Raw genomic sequence first — 18,533 nt, 5'->3', positions numbered from 1 at the left:
AAATCACTAGCTTTTTAGTCCGAATACAATTTTAAGTAATGAGGACGTGAATCGTAAGGATTTAGCCCGAGTACAATTTGATTTCAAGAACAGAGTTTTAGTTTAGCACTTGTTAGCAGAATAGATATTCAATTTTGAGTGTTCATCGGACATTCAGCAGTTAAGTGACGATAGCCTAGGAGATACACCTGTACCCATGCCGAACACAGCAGTTAAGCCCTAGAACGCCGGAAGTAGTGGGGGGTTGCCCCCTGTGAGATAGGGGAGTCGCTTAGCTAATAAAAGATTAAAAAACCAGCTAGGCTGGTTTTTTGTTTACCCTTGGGCATAGTGGGAAAAGGTTTTTTGGATAGCGGGCATGAGGCGGTGCATAAGATACAAATTGCCATAAGCAATAGCTAGAGCCAGAAAAAGGTAGCCCAGTGTTAAATAGTCCATTATCCAATAGTGCTCAATAAGTAGAAACATAAGAGGAATTTGTGCTGTTGCCGTAACAACTCCGGGGACATATCCCTTAAATTGATAGCACATGCTGTAATGTAAGAGAAAATGTAGCATATAAGCAATGCAAAAACTAAGATAAAGCCTGTCGTTATGACTTAGCTGGGAAACTGCTGAAATGACGAGGAGCAAGATAAATTCTTCTAGAACGCCGACACTAAAAGCTGAACTATCTGTCACCTTACCAAAGAAATTACCGATGTTTGTTTGTCGCAAAGATAGGAATTTCTTTCGCTTTTTCCATAGGGGCATAAAAATAATTTCTTCAAAATCACGTAGCAGAAAAAGAATGGGTAGGCTCCAATAGTGAAGTAGGATAGACATGTTATTTTCCTCCAAAAGTTGTATAATAGATTTGCTTATAATTATGTAGGGCAGGGTGAGAGATAACAAGTTATTTTGGGAAATGAGACAGATTGATAGCTAATGTATCACAAAAAGGAGAAATATGGATAAGCGAATTTATCATTCCAAACTTCAAATAGCCAAAACACTTTTTCAGCGTTTGGAAAAGGATAACTTTCATGTCTTGACTGTTTCTGAAATTACGGCCTACGCAGAGGTGTCGCGCAGCACTTTCTATCGACATTTCAGGAATAAATATGCTGTGGTCGAATTTTTCATGGAAACATTATTAGATGACTATTTAGCTGAGGTGGAACGGCAGGGCGTCAAAGATTTTGAAAGTTTGCTTGTGCTTTATTTTAATTTTTGGAAGGAGCGGAAAGGCTACATTGACCTGCTGAAGCGGCAGCACCTGCTAGATTTGGCTTTTGATGTACAGCGGAAGAAATTGTTGCGGCTTTTGCCTGACTCTAGCCTGCCTTGGCATGGCATGGCAGAAGTGGACGAGACTTTTACTGATTTGCTGGTCATTGGTGGAATTTGGACAATTTTGCTTTATTGGTTTGAAAATGGACTAAACTTGACAGATACTGAGCTGGCTCACAAGATTTTGCAGGAACTTAATTTTTACAAAAACTTTATAAACAAGGAAGTGGATTGAAGGGCACTTTCTTTTTATTTTAGGGAAGGCAGGCTTGATTTTTCATCGTAAAAAGCAGGGATTTATGGTAAAATAGTTACATATTGTACGAGGAAAAATTATGTCATCTACTTTTGAAATTTTAATGCAACAGATCAATATGCCGCTTGAGCTGCGCCAGTCAAGTGCTTTTTTGCATGCGGAAATTGAGCAAGTGCTGGTGCACAAGGTCAGCCGGGTCTGGGAGTTTCATTTTTCTTTTGAGGAAATCCTGCCCTTTGCGACTTTCCAAGCTCTCAAACAAGGGCTCCAAGAGGAATTTTCTAAAACGGGCAATCAAGCGATTTTTGAAATCCATGTTCAAAATCCGACTTTTGATGAGGAACTTTTGCAGGCTTATTATAGGGAGGCTTTCGAGGAAGGACCTTGCGCCAGTCAAGGTTTCAAGAGTGTTTACAAGGATTTAAAAGTTTCTGCTAAAGACAAGGACTTGCTGATTGAGGGGGCGTCGACGATTGACACTGAGCATTTCCGTAAAAATCATCTGCCTAATCTCAGTAAGCAGTTGACCAAATTTGGTTTTCCAGCTTTTAACTGTCTGGTAGAGCCAAATGACGATTTGACCCAGCAGCAGGCAGAGACCTTCCAAGCAACCAATGAAAAAATCGTGCAAGCGGCAAATGAAGAAGCGCTCAAGGCTTTAGAATCCTTGGAGCGACAGGCATCGCCAGCAGAGGACAAGCCCAATTACTCGGATTTTCAAGCGAGGAGAGCGGCTGCCAAGCCTAAGCTAGACAGGGCAGAAATTACGCCCATGATTGAGGTTGAGACCGAGGAAAATCGGATTGTCTTTGAAGGTTTGGTCTTTGATTTGGAGCAAAAAGTGACCCGCACAGGGCGCGTGCTCATCAATTTCAAGATGACCGACTACACGTCGAGCTTTGCCCTGCAAAAATGGGTCAAAAACGAAGAAGAAGCCAAGAAATTTGACATGATTAAAAAGAACGCTTGGCTGCGCGTGCGCGGAAATGTTGAGATAAACAACTTCACTCGCGATTTGACCATGAATGTCCAGGATGTGCAAGAAGTCACCCACTATGAGCGTAAGGATTTGATGCCAGAGGACGAGAGGCGCGTCGAGTTTCACGCTCACACCAACATGTCTACCATGGACGCTCTGCCCGAGGTGGAAGAATTGGTGGCCAAGGCTGCCCAGTGGGGGCATAAGGCGGTTGCCATTACCGACCACGGCAATGTCCAATCTTTCCCGCATGGCTATAAGGCGGCGAAAAAAGTGGGTATCCAACTCATCTATGGTATGGAGGCCAATATCGTGGAGGACCGCGTGCCTATTACCTATAATGAAGTGGATTTGGAGCTGAGTGACGCGACCTATGTGGTCTTTGACGTGGAAACGACGGGGTTGTCAGCCGTTTACAATGACTTGATTCAGGTAGCGGCGAGCAAGATGCACAAGGGCAATGTTATCGACGAGTTTGACGAGTTTATCAATCCGGGGCATCCCTTGTCAGCTTTTACCACGGATTTGACCGGGATTACCGATGAGCATGTCCGCAATGCCAAGCCTTTGAAGCAAGTGCTGGAAGAATTTCAAGCCTTCTGCCAAGACGCGGTCTTGGTGGCCCATAATGCTACCTTTGACGTGGGCTTCATGAATGTCAACTACGAGCGCAACGATTTGCCACGCATCAGCCAGCCCGTTATCGATACGCTAGAATTTGCCCGCAATCTTTATCCCGAGTACAAGCGGCATGGTTTGGGGCCTTTGACCAAGCGTTTCCAAGTGGCGCTGGAGCACCACCACATGGCTAATTACGATGCCGAGGCGACGGGACGCCTGCTCTTTATTTTCATCAAGGAAGTGGCTGAAAAGCACGGCGTTACCAATCTGAAAAATCTCAATATTGACCTGATTGATGAAAATTCTTACAAGAAAGCTCGGGTCAAGCATGCCACTATTTACGTTAAAAATCAAACGGGGCTGAAAAATATTTTTAAGCTGGTCAGCTTATCCAATACCAAGTATTTCGAGGGCGTGCCACGCATTCCGCGGACGGTTTTGGACGCTCATCGTGAGGGCTTGATTTTAGGGACGGCTTGTGATGAGGGCGAGGTCTTTGATGCGGTGGTTTCCCAAGGGGTGGACGCTGCGGTTGAGGTTGCCAAGTACTATGACTTTATTGAGGTCATGCCGCCCGCCCTTTATGCGCCGCTGATTGCCCGCGAGCAGGTCAAGGACGAAGAAGAAATCCAAACTATTATCAAAAATCTGATTGAGGTCGGAGACCGTCTGGGCAAGCCGGTTCTTGCGACGGGGAATGTCCACTATCTGGAGCCCGAAGACGAGATTTACCGCGAAATTATTGTGCGGAGCTTGGGGCAAGGTGCTATGATTAACCGGACGATCGGGCATGGCGAGCAAGCTCAGCCTGCCCCGCTTCCCAAGGCGCATTTTCGGACGACCAATGAAATGCTGGACGAATTTGCTTTTCTGGGCGAGGACTTAGCTAGAAAGCTAGTCATCACCAATCCCAATGCTTTGGCGGAAACTTTTGAGCCCGTTGAGGTAGTCAAGGGCGACTTGTACACGCCTTTCATTGAAAAAGCAGAAGAAACGGTTGCCGAGCTGACCTACAAACGCGCCTTTGAACTTTATGGCAACCCGCTGCCGGACATTGTCGATTTGCGGATTGAAAAGGAGCTGACCTCTATTTTGGGGAATGGCTTTGCCGTGATTTATCTGGCATCGCAGATGCTGGTGCAGCGTTCCAACGAGCGCGGCTACTTGGTAGGTAGTCGGGGCTCGGTCGGCTCGAGCTTTGTTGCGACCATGATTGGGATTACCGAGGTTAATCCCTTGGCACCGCACTATGTCTGCGGCAACTGTCGACACAGCGAATTTATCACAGACGGCTCCTACGGTTCAGGCTTTGACATGCCTGACAAGGATTGTCCCGAGTGTGGTCACAAGCTCAGCAAGAACGGGCAGGATATTCCCTTTGAGACCTTCCTTGGTTTTGACGGGGACAAGGTGCCCGATATTGACTTGAACTTCTCTGGAGAAGACCAGCCCAGTGCCCATTTGGACGTTCGTGATATTTTCGGGCGAGAATACGCCTTTCGGGCAGGAACGGTCGGTACGGTCGCAGATAAGACGGCTTATGGCTTTGTTAAGGGCTACGAGCGCGACTACAATAAATTTTACCGCGATGCCGAGGTGGATCGCTTGGCTAAGGGCGCTGCGGGCGTCAAACGAAGCACGGGGCAACACCCGGGCGGGATTGTCGTTATTCCTAATTATATGGATGTTTATGATTTCACGCCGGTCCAGTATCCGGCGGACGATTTGACGGCGGAATGGCAGACCACTCACTTTAACTTCCACGATATTGACGAGAATGTCCTCAAGCTCGATGTACTGGGGCATGATGACCCGACCATGATTCGGAAATTGCAGGATTTGTCAGGCATTGACCCCAATGACATCCCTATGGACGACAAGGACGTCATGGCGCTCTTTTCAGGGACAGAGGTCTTGGGTGTCAATGAAGAGCAGATTGGCACGCCGACGGGGATGCTGGGGATTCCAGAGTTTGGGACCAATTTTGTTCGCGGCATGGTCAATGAAACCCATCCGACGACCTTTGCGGAGCTTTTGCAATTATCAGGATTGTCGCACGGTACAGACGTTTGGCTGGGTAATGCCCAGGACTTGATTAAGCAAGGAATTGCCGACCTGTCAACGGTTATCGGCTGTCGGGACGACATCATGGTCTACCTCATGCACAAGGGCTTGGAGCCCAAAATGGCCTTTACCATTATGGAGCGGGTGCGTAAGGGCGCTTGGCTGAAGATTTCAGAAGAAGAGCGCAACGGCTACATCGCTGCCATGAAGGAAAATAATGTGCCCGAGTGGTACATCGAATCCTGTGGGAAAATCAAGTACATGTTCCCCAAGGCGCACGCGGCGGCCTATGTTATGATGGCGCTGCGGGTGGCCTATTTCAAGGTGCATCACCCTATTTATTACTACTGTGCCTACTTTTCTATCCGTGCCAAGGCTTTTGATTTGAAAACCATGGGTGCGGGACTAGATACGGTTAAGCGCAAAATGGAAGAAATTGCTGTCAAGCGCAAGAACGGCGAAGCCTCAAATGTCGAGCAGGATCTTTATACGACTTTGGAAATTGTCAATGAAATGCTGGAGCGCGGCTTCAAATTTGGCAAGCTAGACCTTTATAAGAGCCATGCGACTGAGTTTTTGATTGAGGGCGATACGCTCATTCCGCCTTTCTCTGCTATGGATGGTCTGGGTGAAAACGTTGCTCGTCACTTAGTTAAAGCGCGTGATGAGGGAGAATTCCTCTCTAAAACCGAGCTACGCAAGCGCGGCGGACTTTCTTCAACCTTGGTCGAAAAAATGGATGAAATGGGCATTTTAGGAAAATTGCCAGAGGACAATCAGCTTAGTTTATTCGATGATTTATTCTAGGAGGACGAAGATGAGATTAGAAATTTTTGCAGAAGATAAACCTGCACAGAAGACTTTCCACTATGAACTAACCTTTTCGGGTCAGAAACTCTTGCTAGCTATGGCAGCTTTAACAGCGACCATTGCCCTAGCTAGTCTGGCTAGCAAATATGCAAAAAAGAATAAATAAACAAGGAGAAAAGAAAAAGAATGGTTTTACCGAATTTTCAAAAAAACTTAGAAAAATATGCAAAATTACTCGTTGCCAACGGTATCAATGTGCAGCCGGGGCACACAGTTGTCCTCAGCATTGATGTGGAGCAGGCGGAATTGGCGCGTCTGATTGTCAAGGAAGCCTACGCTCTGGGTGCGCACGAGGTGGTTCTGCAATGGACGGACGACACTATTAACCGCGAACGGCTCTTGCATGTGCCGCTGAAGCGTTTGGAAAATGTGCCAGACTATCGGGTGGCAGAGATGAACTATCTTTTGGACAAGAAAGCCAGCCGCTTGGGCGTGCGTTCGTCAGACCCTGACGCTTTGGGCGGCGTGGATTCTGAAAGGCTGGCTAAGTCAGCTAAGGCACTGGGTGCCGCTTTGAAGCCCATGCAAGTTGCAACGCAAGCAAATAAGGTCAGCTGGACAGTGGCTGCGGCAGCTGGTCCTGCTTGGGCAAAGAAAGTCTTTCCTGAGGCTGCTAGCGAGGAAGAGGCGGTTGATTTGCTTTGGGATCAAATCTTTAAGACTTGCCGCGTTTACGAAGACGATCCAGTGGCTGCTTGGAAGGCGCATGAGGAGCGTTTGGGTGCTAAGGCGACCCTTCTCAATGAAGCGCAATTCACAGCCCTGCATTACACCGCACCAGGAACAGACTTGACACTAGGCTTGCCTAAAAATCACTACTGGGAAAGCGCGGGCAGTCTCAATGCCCAAGGCGAATATTTTATTGCCAACATGCCGACGGAAGAAGTTTTTACGGCGCCAGATTTCCGCCAAGCCGACGGCTATGTGACTTCTACCAAGCCTCTCAGCTACAATGGAAATGTCATCGAGGGGATTAAAGTGACCTTCAAAGACGGGCAAATCGTTGACATCACGGCTGATAAGGGCGATGAAGTCATGAAGAAGCTGGTCTTTGAAAATGACGGAGCGCGCTCGTTGGGTGAAGTCGCTCTGGTGCCAGATCCGAGCCCGATTTCTCAGTCAGGCATCACTTTCTTCAACACCTTGTTTGACGAAAATGCCTCTAACCACTTGGCAATCGGCGCAGCCTATGCGACCAGTGTAGTCGGTGGTGAGAATTTTACCGAGGAAGAATTGGCAGCAGCGGGGCTCAATCGCTCGGATGTCCATGTGGACTTTATGGTGGGCTCTAGCCAAATGAATGTGGACGGCGTCCGTGAGGACGGCAGTCGCGTGCCGATTTTCCGTAATGGAGACTGGGCGATTTAGGGAAATATGAGGATTGAAAAGAGCAGGATTTCAAGAATATCTGAAACGAGGACGAATATATGATTGGAAGTATGCTAGTTGGTTTTATTATCGGCTTGATTGCCGCAGCAATCACAAATCGCGGGGAGCGTATGGGTTGCTTTGGCAAGATGTTTCTGGGGCTTTTCGGTGCCGGATTGGGTCAATTTCTCTTTGGAAATTGGGGACCTATCTTGCGCGATACAGCCATTATCCCGTCTGTTTTAGGGGCAGTCATCCTGCTTGCTATTTTCTGGCGGCGCGATAGTTAAAGAGATACAAAAAAAGAACAAGCGATTGCTTGTTCTTTTTAGCAGACTTCTGATTAACGACGAAGTCCAAGTGAGTTGATCAATTCGCGGTAACGGTTTACGTCAGTTGTACGCAAGTATGCGAGCAAGTTACGACGACGACCGATTTTTTTCATCAAACCACGGTAAGTAGCGTGGTCTTTTTTGTGTACCTTGATGTGTTCGTTGAGGTGGTTGATTTCCCAAGTAAGGACAGCAACTTGAACCTCTACTGAACCAGTGTCACCTTCGTGACGTGCGTATTGAGCAATGATTTCATTTTTTTTCTCTTTTGAGATTGCCATGATAGTTCTCCTTTGTTTTCTGCTTAATCCGAGTACGAGGCTTGGCACACCCCTGACCAAGAAAAAGCTATTTGTCCCGAGGACATTCTTATTTTACCAACAAGAGACAAATTTGTCAATAGTGACGAACGGCTTTACAAGTCAATGCCTAGTTTTTCAAAGCTTTTGAGCTCGCTTGGGGTCAAACGATGAAATTCTCCTAACTTAAGACTAGGGTCTAATTGAAGGCTTCCCATTGACAGGCGTTTTAGGTAAGTGACTTCCTTGCCACAAGCTGCGACCATACGCTTGACCTGATGAAATTTCCCCTCTGCGATAGTCACTTCGACCAAGGAAGTTTGTTCGTCCTCATTGACTTCTAAAATTTTGAGCTGGGCAGGTTGGCAGGTGAAATCCTTGAGTGAAATCCCTGCTCTAAACCGCTCTTGATCTTCTTTGGTCATTACGCCAGAAATCCGAGCCAGATAAGTTTTTTCGACATGCTTTTTTGGAGAAAGAAGAGCGTGAGCTAAAGCGCCGTTATTGGTCAGAAGTAGCAAGCCCTCGGTGTCAATGTCGAGTCGCCCGACAGGAAAGACTTCTTTGTGACGAGCAGCTGGATCTAACAGGTCTAGCACAGTCTTATGTCTTTCGTCTTCAGTTGCAGAGATGACTCCTTGCGGTTTATTGAGCATATAGTAGACGAAGGTTTCATGAGTTAAGATTTTTCTGTCGAGAGTAATTTGGTCTTGATTTTCCTTAACTTGAATTTTACCTGAGTTTTCAATTTTTCCATTTACTCGGATACGCTTTTGTTTGAGAATAGCTTTGACTTGGCTGCGCGTGCCAATACCACAATCCGTTAAAAATTTATCAAGACGCATGTGATTCATCCTCTTCCGTGTGATTTGTTAGTCCTGCTAATAGGGCGCTGGCTATCATAAAACCACCTAGTAAACTAAAAAGTAGTATTGTGGAGTTAGATAATCGGTCAATGAACGATAGAACAAAAGTTGTCGCAGAAGCTCCTAGACTACAGCCAAGCACAACGATTGAAGTAGCTTGATTGAGTGAGGTGTGAGGGATATTTTCAGAAACTTGATGAAAAATAGCTGTTAGGGAAATACTGTAAGAAAAGCCTGCTACCAAGGTGCTCATGATTAGGAGAAGTGGATTGAAAGAAAAGCCAATCACTATTTGGGCACAGCCAAAAGTTAAAGCAGCCAACATCAAAAGTCGTTTTTGATAACGTCCTGTTAACCCAGCAAAACTAATTCCGGCGAGAATCCCTGTTAGCTGCATACCACTTAAAATCCAGCTAGCCAACTGTGCCGTTCCCATTCCTGAACGAACAACTAAGCCTGGAACCCGTAAAGTGATAGCAACATTTGTACAGACAATGACAGCAGCAATAGCCGAGAGAAAAATGGTCAATTTATATTGTTGGCGGGCCATTTTAGTCTTATTTTTAGATGCTAGAGAACCCACTTTCTCTTCTCGCTGGGGAACAAAAAGAAGATAGCAGGCGAGAATTACAAAACCAAAACTGTAGATAAGAAAAGTGCTGGCCCAGCCAAACTGCAAAAGTTGCCCAACAGCCAAAGTTAAAAGAGCTGTTCCCACAACCTCTGCCGAACCACGATAACCTAGCATTTGTAGCCGTTCTTGTCCGCTATATCGTTCACTAATAATAGAAATTGCTTTCGCATTGATGAGCCCCACTCCCAATCCAAAGAGGAAACGGGATAAAAAGATAAAATCATAATCTCTGCTGATAAAAGGGGCAAAACCACATAGAGAAAGGAGAAGTAGCCCGCTTGTGATTATCTGGTGTTCATTTAAGAATCGCTCGATCCAAGTGTTAAACAAAAGCATCACCATGATACCAACAGAAGGCAGAGAAACTAATAATTCTACCTGATTAGGTGTTTTTTCTCTATAAAAATCAACCATGGCAGGGAGAGCACTAGAAATCGAAAAGGCTGTTGTTAAGATAAGAGATAGTCCTAGAATACTAGCTTTTTCTAAAAATCGCTTCATATAAAAATCCTTTATTGCTAATAATCCTATGATACCGTTTTATTGAATAAGACGCAAACGCATTTTGAGCACGAAAAAATCAAAGAATGAAAAAACATACGAGAAGAAGAACTTCTAGTGGAAGTCTATTCTCGTATGTTTCCTTTTAACTAGATTTTTTGTAAATTTATACTAGAAAAAATATTTTTCTTATTCTATGATTAACAGTCCTTCTTTGACAGCAAAAGGCTCTTTTTCATTGATGCGATCATAAAATAGAATGCCGTTGATATGGTCAATTTCATGTTGGACAACGATTGACTTGTAGCCTTTGAGTTTGATGCGATGTTTTTCACCATTTTTATCGAAATACTCAACGGTTACTCGTGCGTGCCGAATGACATAACCGGGGACGACACGATCAACTGAGAGACAGCCCTCTCCTTCGCCTAGGGCCGCATCTTGTACGGAATGGCTGACGATTTTAGGATTGTACATCACCTCACGTAAAGCATAGGCTTCGGCAGGGGGATTGCCATTTTCGTCTTCAGGATTTGGCAAAAGTACAGCGATGATCCGACGGGAAATATCTAGCTGAGGAGCAGCCAGCCCGATTCCTCCACGTAATCCCATTTTTTCAGCAGTAACAGGATCTTGTGAATTTTTCAGAAATTCCAGCATTTTCTCTCCGAGAATAATATTTTCATCGGATAAAGGGAAAGTCACTTCTTTAGCGACAGCGCGCAAGGTTGGATTACCCTCGCGAATAATATCGTCCATATTTATCAAATGAGATGGACGGATTAGATTTTTAATAACAGTCATGAAAATTCCTTACTTTCTAAGTTCATTCTAAAGGTTTACACTCTAACTATATCACAAAAAATGTAAGAATAAAAGACAGAAGACACGCTGAATTGTCTAATCAGTATTTACAATTTCAATACAATAATATATAATATAAAAGATAGCGTTTTCAAAAAAGGAGATTTTTTATGAAACAAGGGAAAATAAAATATGTAGCTGTTGCAATGGCAAGTCTGCTTCTAGGAGCCACTTTCCTTTCAGCCTGTTCAAGTGATACGAAGGAAAGTCAGGCAACAAGTCAGACTTCTAAATCAAGCAGTAGTTCTTCACATTCAAGTAGCAGTAAAACTTCTAGTACAAGCGATAGCTCCAAAAAGGCAGAGGAGCAGCGCAAAGCTAAGGAAGCCGAGGAAAAACGCAAGGCTGAAGAAGCCAAAAAAGCACAGGAAGCAGAAGCACAAAGAGTAGCTGAGGAGCAAAGAAAAGCTCAAGAAGCAGAGGCTCAGAGAATCGCTGAAGAACAGCGTCAAGCACAAGAGGCAGCTGCCGCTCAAGCAGCTGAAGACCAACGCCAAGCACAGGCAGCAGCGGCTGAGCAAGCAGCGCAAAATGTTTACTACAAAAATTGTGCAGAAGCTCGTGCGGCGGGAGCGGCGCCGATTTATCAAGGGCAACCGGGTTATGCTAGACATTTAGACCGCGATGGGGACGGGATTGCTTGCGAGCGTTAGTATCTATGTTTAATAGAGGGGAGTGACTGATGAGGAAAGTTTGGAGATTACTGCTTGTGTTTTCCTTACTGCTAATCTGTACAGCTTGCAGCAAAGAAGTTGCAAAAAAAGAAAGTACAGAGCCACCTACTACGATGATTTCATCCAAAATGTCCGCCTTTGATATGCTGGGAAAAAGTTTACCAGATTTTGCTGTCACAGATAAGGATGGGGAATCCCTTACCTCTTCAGATTTGCAAGGACAGGTTGCTTTTATTATCAATTGGGCAAGTTGGTGCCCAGATTGTCAAGCTCAGTTGCCGATTATCCAAGAGTTGTATCAACGATATAATAATCGCGCTCGTTTTTTGGCAATTAATGTAACTGATCCTCAAAAGGAGCCGCACGGTCAAGCTGAGAAATATTTTTCAGAAAAACAATATAGTATTCCTTACTACTATGACGACGGTCAGCATGCAGCAGATGCTCTTCATGTCAAGGAAATTCCGAGCATGTACTTGATTTCCAAAAATGGACAAATTAAGCAGGTTTATACTGTGTCCGCAAGTTTAGAAGAATTACAAGCTGGTTTAGAAAATTTATTAAATGAAAAATAGGAATGACAGAAAAGCTAGAGGAGTGCTCTGGCTTTTTTGTCAAGGTCTCTTGTGGGTATTTTCTACAAAATTTCCTTAAAAATGGTATAATCAGAATGAATTGGAGGAATGAAGAATGACAAAAACGAGATTGTACATTGTGCGGCATGGTAAAACCATGTTTAATACGATCGGTCGAGCGCAAGGTTGGAGTGATACACCCTTGACAGCCGAGGGAGAAGAAGGAATTCACGAACTGGGAATTGGTTTGCGTGAGGCTGGTCTGGATTTTAAGAAGGCTTTTTCTAGTGATAGCGGTCGAACTATTCAGACCATGAGTATTATTTTAGAGGAGCTTGGGCTGACTGGTAAAATTCCTTACATCTATGACAAACGCATTCGCGAATGGTGTTTTGGTAGCTTTGATGGAGCCTATGATGTGGATTTGTTCACGGGACTCTTACCGCGTGTTTTCAATGTAGACCATGTGCATCAGCTTAGCTATCCTGAGCTAGCCGAAGGGTTGGTTGAAGTAGACACGGCAAATTGGGCCGAATCTTGGTCAGTTTTGAGTGGTCGGATTTGGGAAGGCTTTACAGCCATTGCCAAAGATATAGAAACTTCTGGTGGCGGTAATGCAATCGTGGTTAGCCACGGCATGACTATCGGAACTCTGATGTATTTGATTGACAAACAGACACCTCATGGGCTTCAGAATGGCTCGGTTACGGTTGTTGACTATGAAAATGACACCTTTACTATTGACCGAATTGGAGATATGTCCTTCCGAGAAGTCGGAGCAAAGATTTTGGAAAAGAGGCGTGAAGCATAAAAGACGAAAGAAGAAATCCTTTCTGCGCAGACTGTTATGGACTCTGCTGGGTATCCTACTTTTTATGGGGATAGGAGTAGCTATTTTCATTTTTGAGCCCAAGTGGCTTCAAGTGGGTGGGTTAGACAGATGGATTCCTTCAAGTACAGCACAACTAACTTCTGGGGAAAATCAAACTTCTACCAAGGAACAACTACCTGATGTTTCAACCTCTGATTGGAATCTTATCTTGGTCAATCGCGAACACCTGACCGAATCCATACCACCAAAACTTACCACTGTTGAAGATATTCAGTTAGATAGCCGAATTGAACAAGCGACTAAAGATTTTCTGGCTGCTATTCGCAAGTTTGAACCAGAGGAGGCTATTCTTTCTGGCTATCGGAGTAAAGCAGAACAAGCCGAGTTATTCAATGAAGCTGTGAGTGAAACCCAAACTGCAAACGAAATTTCTCACAAAGAAGCTGAAAGCGAGGTTCGTAAGCATATCCAATTACCAGGAGCAAGCGAGCACCAGACGGGACTTGCCATAGATATCAGTGTACCATCAGGGCAAAGCGATGAAGTAGCAGAAAAAATTGCTGTTATCGCGCCTCAGTATGGTTTTATCTTACGTTATCCTAAGGATAAGTCCGATGTTACAGGGGTTGATTTTGAAAATTGGCACTATCGTTATGTCGGAGTGGAGTCAGCCACATACATGCAAAAGCATGGTCTCGCATTAGAAGAGTATATTACTCAGCTAAAAAATGCAAGGAAATAAAAGAACGTCAAGTGTTGGCGTTTTTTGTTGTGTTTTTAAAAGGTGGAAGATACTAGAAAGGAGAATCACTAATGAATTATGGGTATGCTAGGGTATCAAGCAGAGAACAAAATTTATCACGCCAAATTTTAGCAATAAAAGAGTGTGGTGTTTTAGAATCACGGATTATAACCGATAAACAGTCTGGAAAGGATTTTAACCGTGAAGGGTACAAGAGTCTGCTGAGAAAATTGAGAAAAGGAGATGTTTTGTACATAAAGTCTATCGATCGACTTGGAAGAGATTATCATGAAATTATTGTACAGTGGCAATATTTGACAGGAACCAAGGGAATTGACATTGTTGTAATTGATTTCCCTTTATTAAACACGGCAGAGATGCATGAGGGAGTAACTAGAAAATTTTTAGCAGATCTAGTTTTGCAAGTTTTGTCTTACGTGGCACAAATTGAAAGAGAAAATATCCACCAAAGACAAATGGAAGGGATTCGGATTGCTAAAGCAAGGGGTGTTTCTTTTGGAAGAAAAAAACTTCCAATTCCTGATGATTTTGAAGAAAAAGCTCAGAAATATAAAAATGGGGAGATTCGTTCATTAAGAAAAATGGCTCAAGAGTTAGGTGTTAGTCACACAACTGTTTCAAAATGGTTAAAAACTCCAAATTAGAGGGATTATAAAATAATTAAATAATAAAAATATTTGATAAAATTGGCAAAAATGGTAGGAATAGATTTACAAACTTTCAACAGAACATTTAATAGCTATACGAATAGTAAAAAGCTGATTTGAACCCATTCGAGCAGATATTTATCTACATACTTATTGTACTACATTTGTCAAATAAACTCTGTATTTATTTACACTTAAAAATTTATAAAAAAGAGACGGAGTGTTATGAAGATGTTTTCAAAAAAGGTATTTGCGCTGTTTTTGGCATTTGTAATGATGATTCTTGCTGTGCCCTTTCATCATGTCTCGGCGGAAGATAATCAATTAAGTCTTGATGATGTAAAGATTAAGAGTTTTAAGATTATTGATGTTGCTGACAGTGATAAGGAGATTGAATACAAATTAAGCGGTGATTCAGACTATACTGCCTACAGTAAAGATCCAGCAAAATTTAGCAATGCGCTCAACGAAGGGCAAAAAAATAGTAAAATTAAGCTGAACCTTGCGATAGAGTATAAAGGAAATACAGCGCTTAAAGAGGGCGATACCCTTACCATTCCAGCAACTCATGGTGGTAGTAAATTCGATTTTTCACAGCAAGTTCTGAAAGATAAAGATAACAAAGTTTTAGGTTCTTGGGAATATAAGAAAGGCAATTTTGTTATTAAGTTTAGTGGTGATTACATCAGAGATAATCAAGTCAAAAAATTTACGGCTTCCTTTGAAACGGGAGAGATGATTAATTACCGTGTTGATGCAGGTTTTACTACAACTTTGGGAGAAAGAAGGGCTCTCTTTGGTAAATTAGGCAAGCAAGATCTGTGTATCGCCGCTGAAAAAGAATACATTTGGGCGAAAAATTTTGGAACAACAGGACAAGCTATGCAAAAAACAGGTAGCGTTGCTAGCGATACAAATATTTTTTGGAGCCTTAGTATCCTAAATGACTTTGTCCGTAAAGATGATAGAGGTTATTTTTGTGTGTACTTATTAGAAAATAATGGGCAATATAATCCTAACTCCTATACTAGTATATACATGGAAGATACCTTTAAAGATGTTGTAAGTGCTCCGACTATAACAAGAATAGCTACTTTTGTTTCAGGAGTAAATGACAGTGGAGAGGTACTTTCTGGCTGGTACAATATTGAGCTTCCCCTATCTATGTTTCATAAAATTGAGCAAGGAAGTCAGGATAGAGAAACTGTAAAAGATTCCCTGAAAGCTGGTGAATATTGCATTTTCGATAATCACGACGGCACCTATACATTTATGATGAAATGGTGGGATATGAATGATAGCAGCGGCTTGACTTATAATGATATCCCAGAGATTCAAAGTGCAGGTGGTGTGGGGAACTATCTAGAAAAACAATTCCCTGATATATATGGGAAACTTGCAAAATCAACCATTCAACGAATTAATGATGCCTACGACGGTAAAGCAATTCAAGATGCGCACTTGATGTTTTCTGCTCAATATAAATTTGTAAATCAAGTATCAGAAAAAGAAAATACAGCAACGGTAACAACGGATCAAACTGGTGAAAAAGAAGTTACTGCAACGGGGAAAATGACTCCTGCGGCAGGTATTGCAGATGCTCCTGCAGATCCACTGACTTTGAAAATGATCAAATCAGATAAGGATACAGGAACGGCTCTTTCTACAGATTTCACTTTTGAACTTCAAACTTCAACAGATGATGGAGCAACTTGGAATGCTGTGACCGTTGACTCTTCTATGGTAGATAAGGGAACGCTTAATGCTAACAATACCCTTACACCAGATGAACAAGGAGTTATTCAAGTTAAGAAGTTAACGGGAAACAATCTCTATCGTTTCGTTGAAAAATCTCATGCTCAGGGTTATCAAGACACAACTGTGGATAATTCTAAACCAAATGATAAGACGAATACTGCTTCTGCAAACTCGACAACAGTTAAGGTAACCAACCAAGGTAAAGGGCAAGTTATCAATATGTACAACGAGAAAGCCAAGGCGTCATACAAGGAGGAGTACTATTTAGAAGATGCCAATGGAAGCAAGAATTGGAATGGTAAGAAGTATAGTGTTGTCAGCGCAGACACTAAAACATACACAGCAGTCGTTGATACGGCAGTTCAAGCTGTTCATAAGAATTACACAGGCTATAAGGTTTCTGATGTAACTTATCAAGATAGTGTAACAGCAGAAGCTAAAAAAGCCTTGAAAGTGAAGCAGGATAGTTCTTTAGTAGTTCGTCATTACTACACTAAACTGACTCCAACCAAACCTAAAAAGGAAGTTTATGCAGGGAATACAACGACTAACATTGATGGTAAAGTTGTTCAACCCGGTCAAGAACTGACTTACGCTATTACTTACAAGAATACAACCGGTGCAACTAAAAATGTGACCATTACAGATAAGCTCCCTGCTCACACCAGCTTTGTTTCTGCTGATAAAGGAGGAACCCTATCTGGTGACACGGTCACTTGGACCAATACAGTCGCAGATGGAAAGAGTCTAACGGTCAAAGTAACTGTTAAAGTAAATGATGATGTTAATGGTCAGGTTCTTGAAAATACGGCTAAAGTAAATGATGGACAAAATGATTTTGACACCAACACAACTAAAAATATGACCCCTGTGACTGCTAGTCTTTCAGCTATGAAACAACTAACAGGTCGCACTCTTCAAGCAGATGAGTTCGAATTTGTTCTGAAAGATAAGGACGGAAAGACGGTCGAGACAGTTAAGAATGCCGCAGACGGATCCATCACTTTTACTAGTCTGAAATTTGAAAAAGTAGGAACTTATACTTATACGATTAATGAAAAGGCAGGAAGTCAGGCCGGCATCACCTATGATTCGACAACGGTTGCTGCAACGGTTGAGGTAACAGACGATGGTTCTGGACAACTCAAAGCAACAGTAAGTTACGCAAATAATGATCAGACTTTTGAAAACACTTATGCAGCTAAGAAAACTTCAGCTGAGCTTAAAGTGACTAAGAAACTTGCTGGTAAGAAGCTAGAAAAAGATCAATTTGAATTTGATTTAGTTGACGCAGCGACAGATCAAGTCCTTCAAACAGTTAAAAATACCACAGATGGGCAAGTGAAGTTTGCAGCACTCGAGTACGATAAAGTAGGGACTTACACTTATAAAATCCGCGAACATAACGCAGGTCAAACCTTAAATGGAATTATTCATGATAATCTAGAAGTTACAGCAACAGTTACGGTTACAGATGATGGTCAAGGCAATCTTCATGCGTCTGTCACTTATTCACAAGATACAGAGTTCAATAATACCTACACTCCAGCTAAGACCCAAGTCAAGGTTACTAAGAACTGGGATGATGCGAATAACCAAGATGGCAAGCGAGTGGCTTCTGTAACAGTGAAACTCTTGGCAGATGGTGTTGATACAGGCAAGACAGCTGAGTTGAATGAAGCGAATAACTGGACAGCTACTTTTGATAATTTAGACGCAGATAAAGGTGGTACTCCAATTACCTATAAGGTAGTGGAAGAAACCGTTATTCAGGGTTATACACCAGAAATCACAGGCGATGCCAATACAGGTTTTACCATTACGAATAAGTATGTGCCAGAAACAGTTGATTTGACGGTTCATAAAAATTGGGACGATGCGAATAACCAAGATGGTATCCGTCCGAAAGAAATCACCGTTCATCTTCTAGCAGATGGTCAAAAAGTTGATAGTAAGAAGATTGAGGCAAATGCAGCTGGCAAGTGGTCTACGACCTTTACCAATAAACCAAAATATAAGAATGGTAAGGAAATCAAGTACACTGTTGTAGAAGAAACTGTCAGTGAGTATAAGGGAACGACTGATGGACTCAATATCACCAACTCCTACACACCAAAAGTGGTGGATTATGAAGTGACCAAGAAGTGGGATGATAATGATAATCAAGACGGNAAACGTCCGAAAGAAATCACTGTTCACCTTATGAAGACAGTTGATGGTGTCAAAACAAAAGTTGCGACTAAGGTTGTCACCGAAGCAGATAGTTGGAAGTATACTTTCACTAACTTACCAAAATACGAAGCAGGAAAAGAAATCACTTACTCCGTTGAGGAAGATAAGGTTGAAGGTTATGATACA

General features: G+C 42.9%; 16 protein-coding genes, 1 rRNA gene and 1 pseudogene. 13 read left to right on the top strand and 5 right to left on the bottom strand.

Annotated elements, in window-relative coordinates:
• The first annotated feature begins 160 nt into the window (after positions 1-160).
• Positions 161-276, top strand: a 5S ribosomal RNA gene (gene rrf, locus A3I3_RS0105905).
• Positions 277-315: 39 nt separating this feature from the next.
• Here rrf and A3I3_RS0105900 read toward each other — a convergent pair.
• Positions 316-825, bottom strand: coding sequence for an HXXEE domain-containing protein (locus A3I3_RS0105900; protein ID WP_018371811.1), 510 nt, complete (start codon positions 823-825; stop codon positions 316-318).
• Positions 826-949: 124 nt separating this feature from the next.
• Here A3I3_RS0105900 and A3I3_RS0105895 point away from each other — a divergent pair, with 124 nt between their 5' ends.
• The 5 genes from A3I3_RS0105895 to A3I3_RS0105875 all read left to right on the top strand — a co-directional run bounded on the left by A3I3_RS0105895 (position 950) and on the right by A3I3_RS0105875 (position 7,720).
• Positions 950-1,507, top strand: a complete 558-nt coding sequence (locus A3I3_RS0105895; protein ID WP_018371810.1) for a TetR/AcrR family transcriptional regulator — start codon at positions 950-952, stop codon at positions 1,505-1,507.
• Between the two features lie 100 nt (positions 1,508-1,607).
• On the top strand, positions 1,608-5,999 hold the full coding sequence (locus tag A3I3_RS0105890; RefSeq protein ID WP_018371809.1) for a PolC-type DNA polymerase III: 4,392 nt from the start codon (positions 1,608-1,610) through the stop codon (positions 5,997-5,999).
• Positions 6,000-6,009: 10 nt separating this feature from the next.
• The gene (locus A3I3_RS10990; protein ID WP_018371808.1) at positions 6,010-6,168 is read left to right on the top strand and encodes a hypothetical protein; all 159 of its coding nucleotides are present in this window, start codon (positions 6,010-6,012) and stop codon (positions 6,166-6,168) included.
• A 20-nt stretch (positions 6,169-6,188) separates the two neighbouring features.
• Positions 6,189-7,430 (top strand): aminopeptidase, encoded by a 1,242-nt coding sequence (locus tag A3I3_RS0105880; protein WP_018371807.1) that lies wholly within the window; start codon positions 6,189-6,191, stop codon positions 7,428-7,430.
• A gap of 59 nt (positions 7,431-7,489) precedes the next feature.
• Positions 7,490-7,720: a GlsB/YeaQ/YmgE family stress response membrane protein gene (locus A3I3_RS0105875; RefSeq protein WP_018371806.1), complete on the top strand. Its 231-nt coding sequence runs from the start codon at positions 7,490-7,492 to the stop codon at positions 7,718-7,720.
• Between the two features lie 53 nt (positions 7,721-7,773).
• Here the strand turns inward: A3I3_RS0105875 and rpsO are convergent, their stop codons facing one another.
• From rpsO to def, 4 genes are all read right to left on the bottom strand, one after another.
• Positions 7,774-8,043 (bottom strand): 30S ribosomal protein S15, encoded by a 270-nt coding sequence (gene rpsO, locus A3I3_RS0105870; protein WP_018371805.1) that lies wholly within the window; start codon positions 8,041-8,043, stop codon positions 7,774-7,776.
• A 134-nt stretch (positions 8,044-8,177) separates the two neighbouring features.
• Positions 8,178-8,906 (bottom strand): pseudouridine synthase, encoded by a 729-nt coding sequence (locus tag A3I3_RS0105865; protein ID WP_018371804.1) that lies wholly within the window; start codon positions 8,904-8,906, stop codon positions 8,178-8,180.
• Entirely contained in the window at positions 8,896-10,062 is a 1,167-nt protein-coding gene (locus A3I3_RS0105860) for an MFS transporter (RefSeq protein WP_018371803.1), read from the bottom strand. The genes A3I3_RS0105865 and A3I3_RS0105860 overlap by 11 nt, the downstream gene beginning before the upstream one ends.
• Before the next feature lie 189 nt (positions 10,063-10,251).
• Positions 10,252-10,866 (bottom strand): peptide deformylase, encoded by a 615-nt coding sequence (def, locus tag A3I3_RS0105855; protein WP_018371802.1) that lies wholly within the window; start codon positions 10,864-10,866, stop codon positions 10,252-10,254.
• 170 nt (positions 10,867-11,036) lie between these two features.
• Here def and A3I3_RS0105850 point away from each other — a divergent pair, with 170 nt between their 5' ends.
• From A3I3_RS0105850 to A3I3_RS11350, 7 genes and pseudogenes are all read left to right on the top strand, one after another.
• Entirely contained in the window at positions 11,037-11,579 is a 543-nt protein-coding gene (locus A3I3_RS0105850) for an excalibur calcium-binding domain-containing protein (protein ID WP_018371801.1), read from the top strand.
• Between the two features lie 134 nt (positions 11,580-11,713).
• Positions 11,714-12,175, top strand: coding sequence for a TlpA family protein disulfide reductase (locus A3I3_RS0105845; RefSeq protein WP_223873793.1), 462 nt, complete (start codon positions 11,714-11,716; stop codon positions 12,173-12,175).
• A gap of 115 nt (positions 12,176-12,290) precedes the next feature.
• Positions 12,291-12,986 carry a histidine phosphatase family protein gene (locus tag A3I3_RS0105835; protein WP_018371798.1) on the top strand — a complete coding sequence of 232 codons (696 nt, stop codon included), beginning with the start codon at positions 12,291-12,293 and terminating at the stop codon, positions 12,984-12,986.
• Positions 12,976-13,749 carry a M15 family metallopeptidase gene (locus A3I3_RS0105830; RefSeq protein WP_018371797.1) on the top strand — a complete coding sequence of 258 codons (774 nt, stop codon included), beginning with the start codon at positions 12,976-12,978 and terminating at the stop codon, positions 13,747-13,749. Before A3I3_RS0105835 ends, A3I3_RS0105830 begins: the two co-directional genes overlap by 11 nt.
• A 71-nt stretch (positions 13,750-13,820) precedes the next feature.
• A complete protein-coding gene (locus A3I3_RS0105825; protein WP_018371796.1) occupies positions 13,821-14,414 on the top strand; it encodes a recombinase family protein in 594 nt (197 codons plus the stop codon).
• Positions 14,415-14,642: 228 nt separating this feature from the next.
• Positions 14,643-17,363, top strand: a pseudogene (locus A3I3_RS10345) (Spy0128 family protein); the annotation flags it as partial.
• 39 nt (positions 17,364-17,402) lie between these two features.
• A partial coding sequence (locus A3I3_RS11350; protein ID WP_478078759.1) for a Cna B-type domain-containing protein occupies positions 17,403-18,533 on the top strand: 1,131 nt, incomplete at its 3' end.

The sequence above is a fragment of the Streptococcus massiliensis DSM 18628 genome (assembly GCF_000380065.1).
Taxonomy (GTDB): Bacteria; Bacillota; Bacilli; order Lactobacillales; family Streptococcaceae; genus Streptococcus; species Streptococcus massiliensis.
Note: the sequence above shows the minus strand (reverse complement) of the source record. Positions and strands in the feature narration are given on the sequence as shown.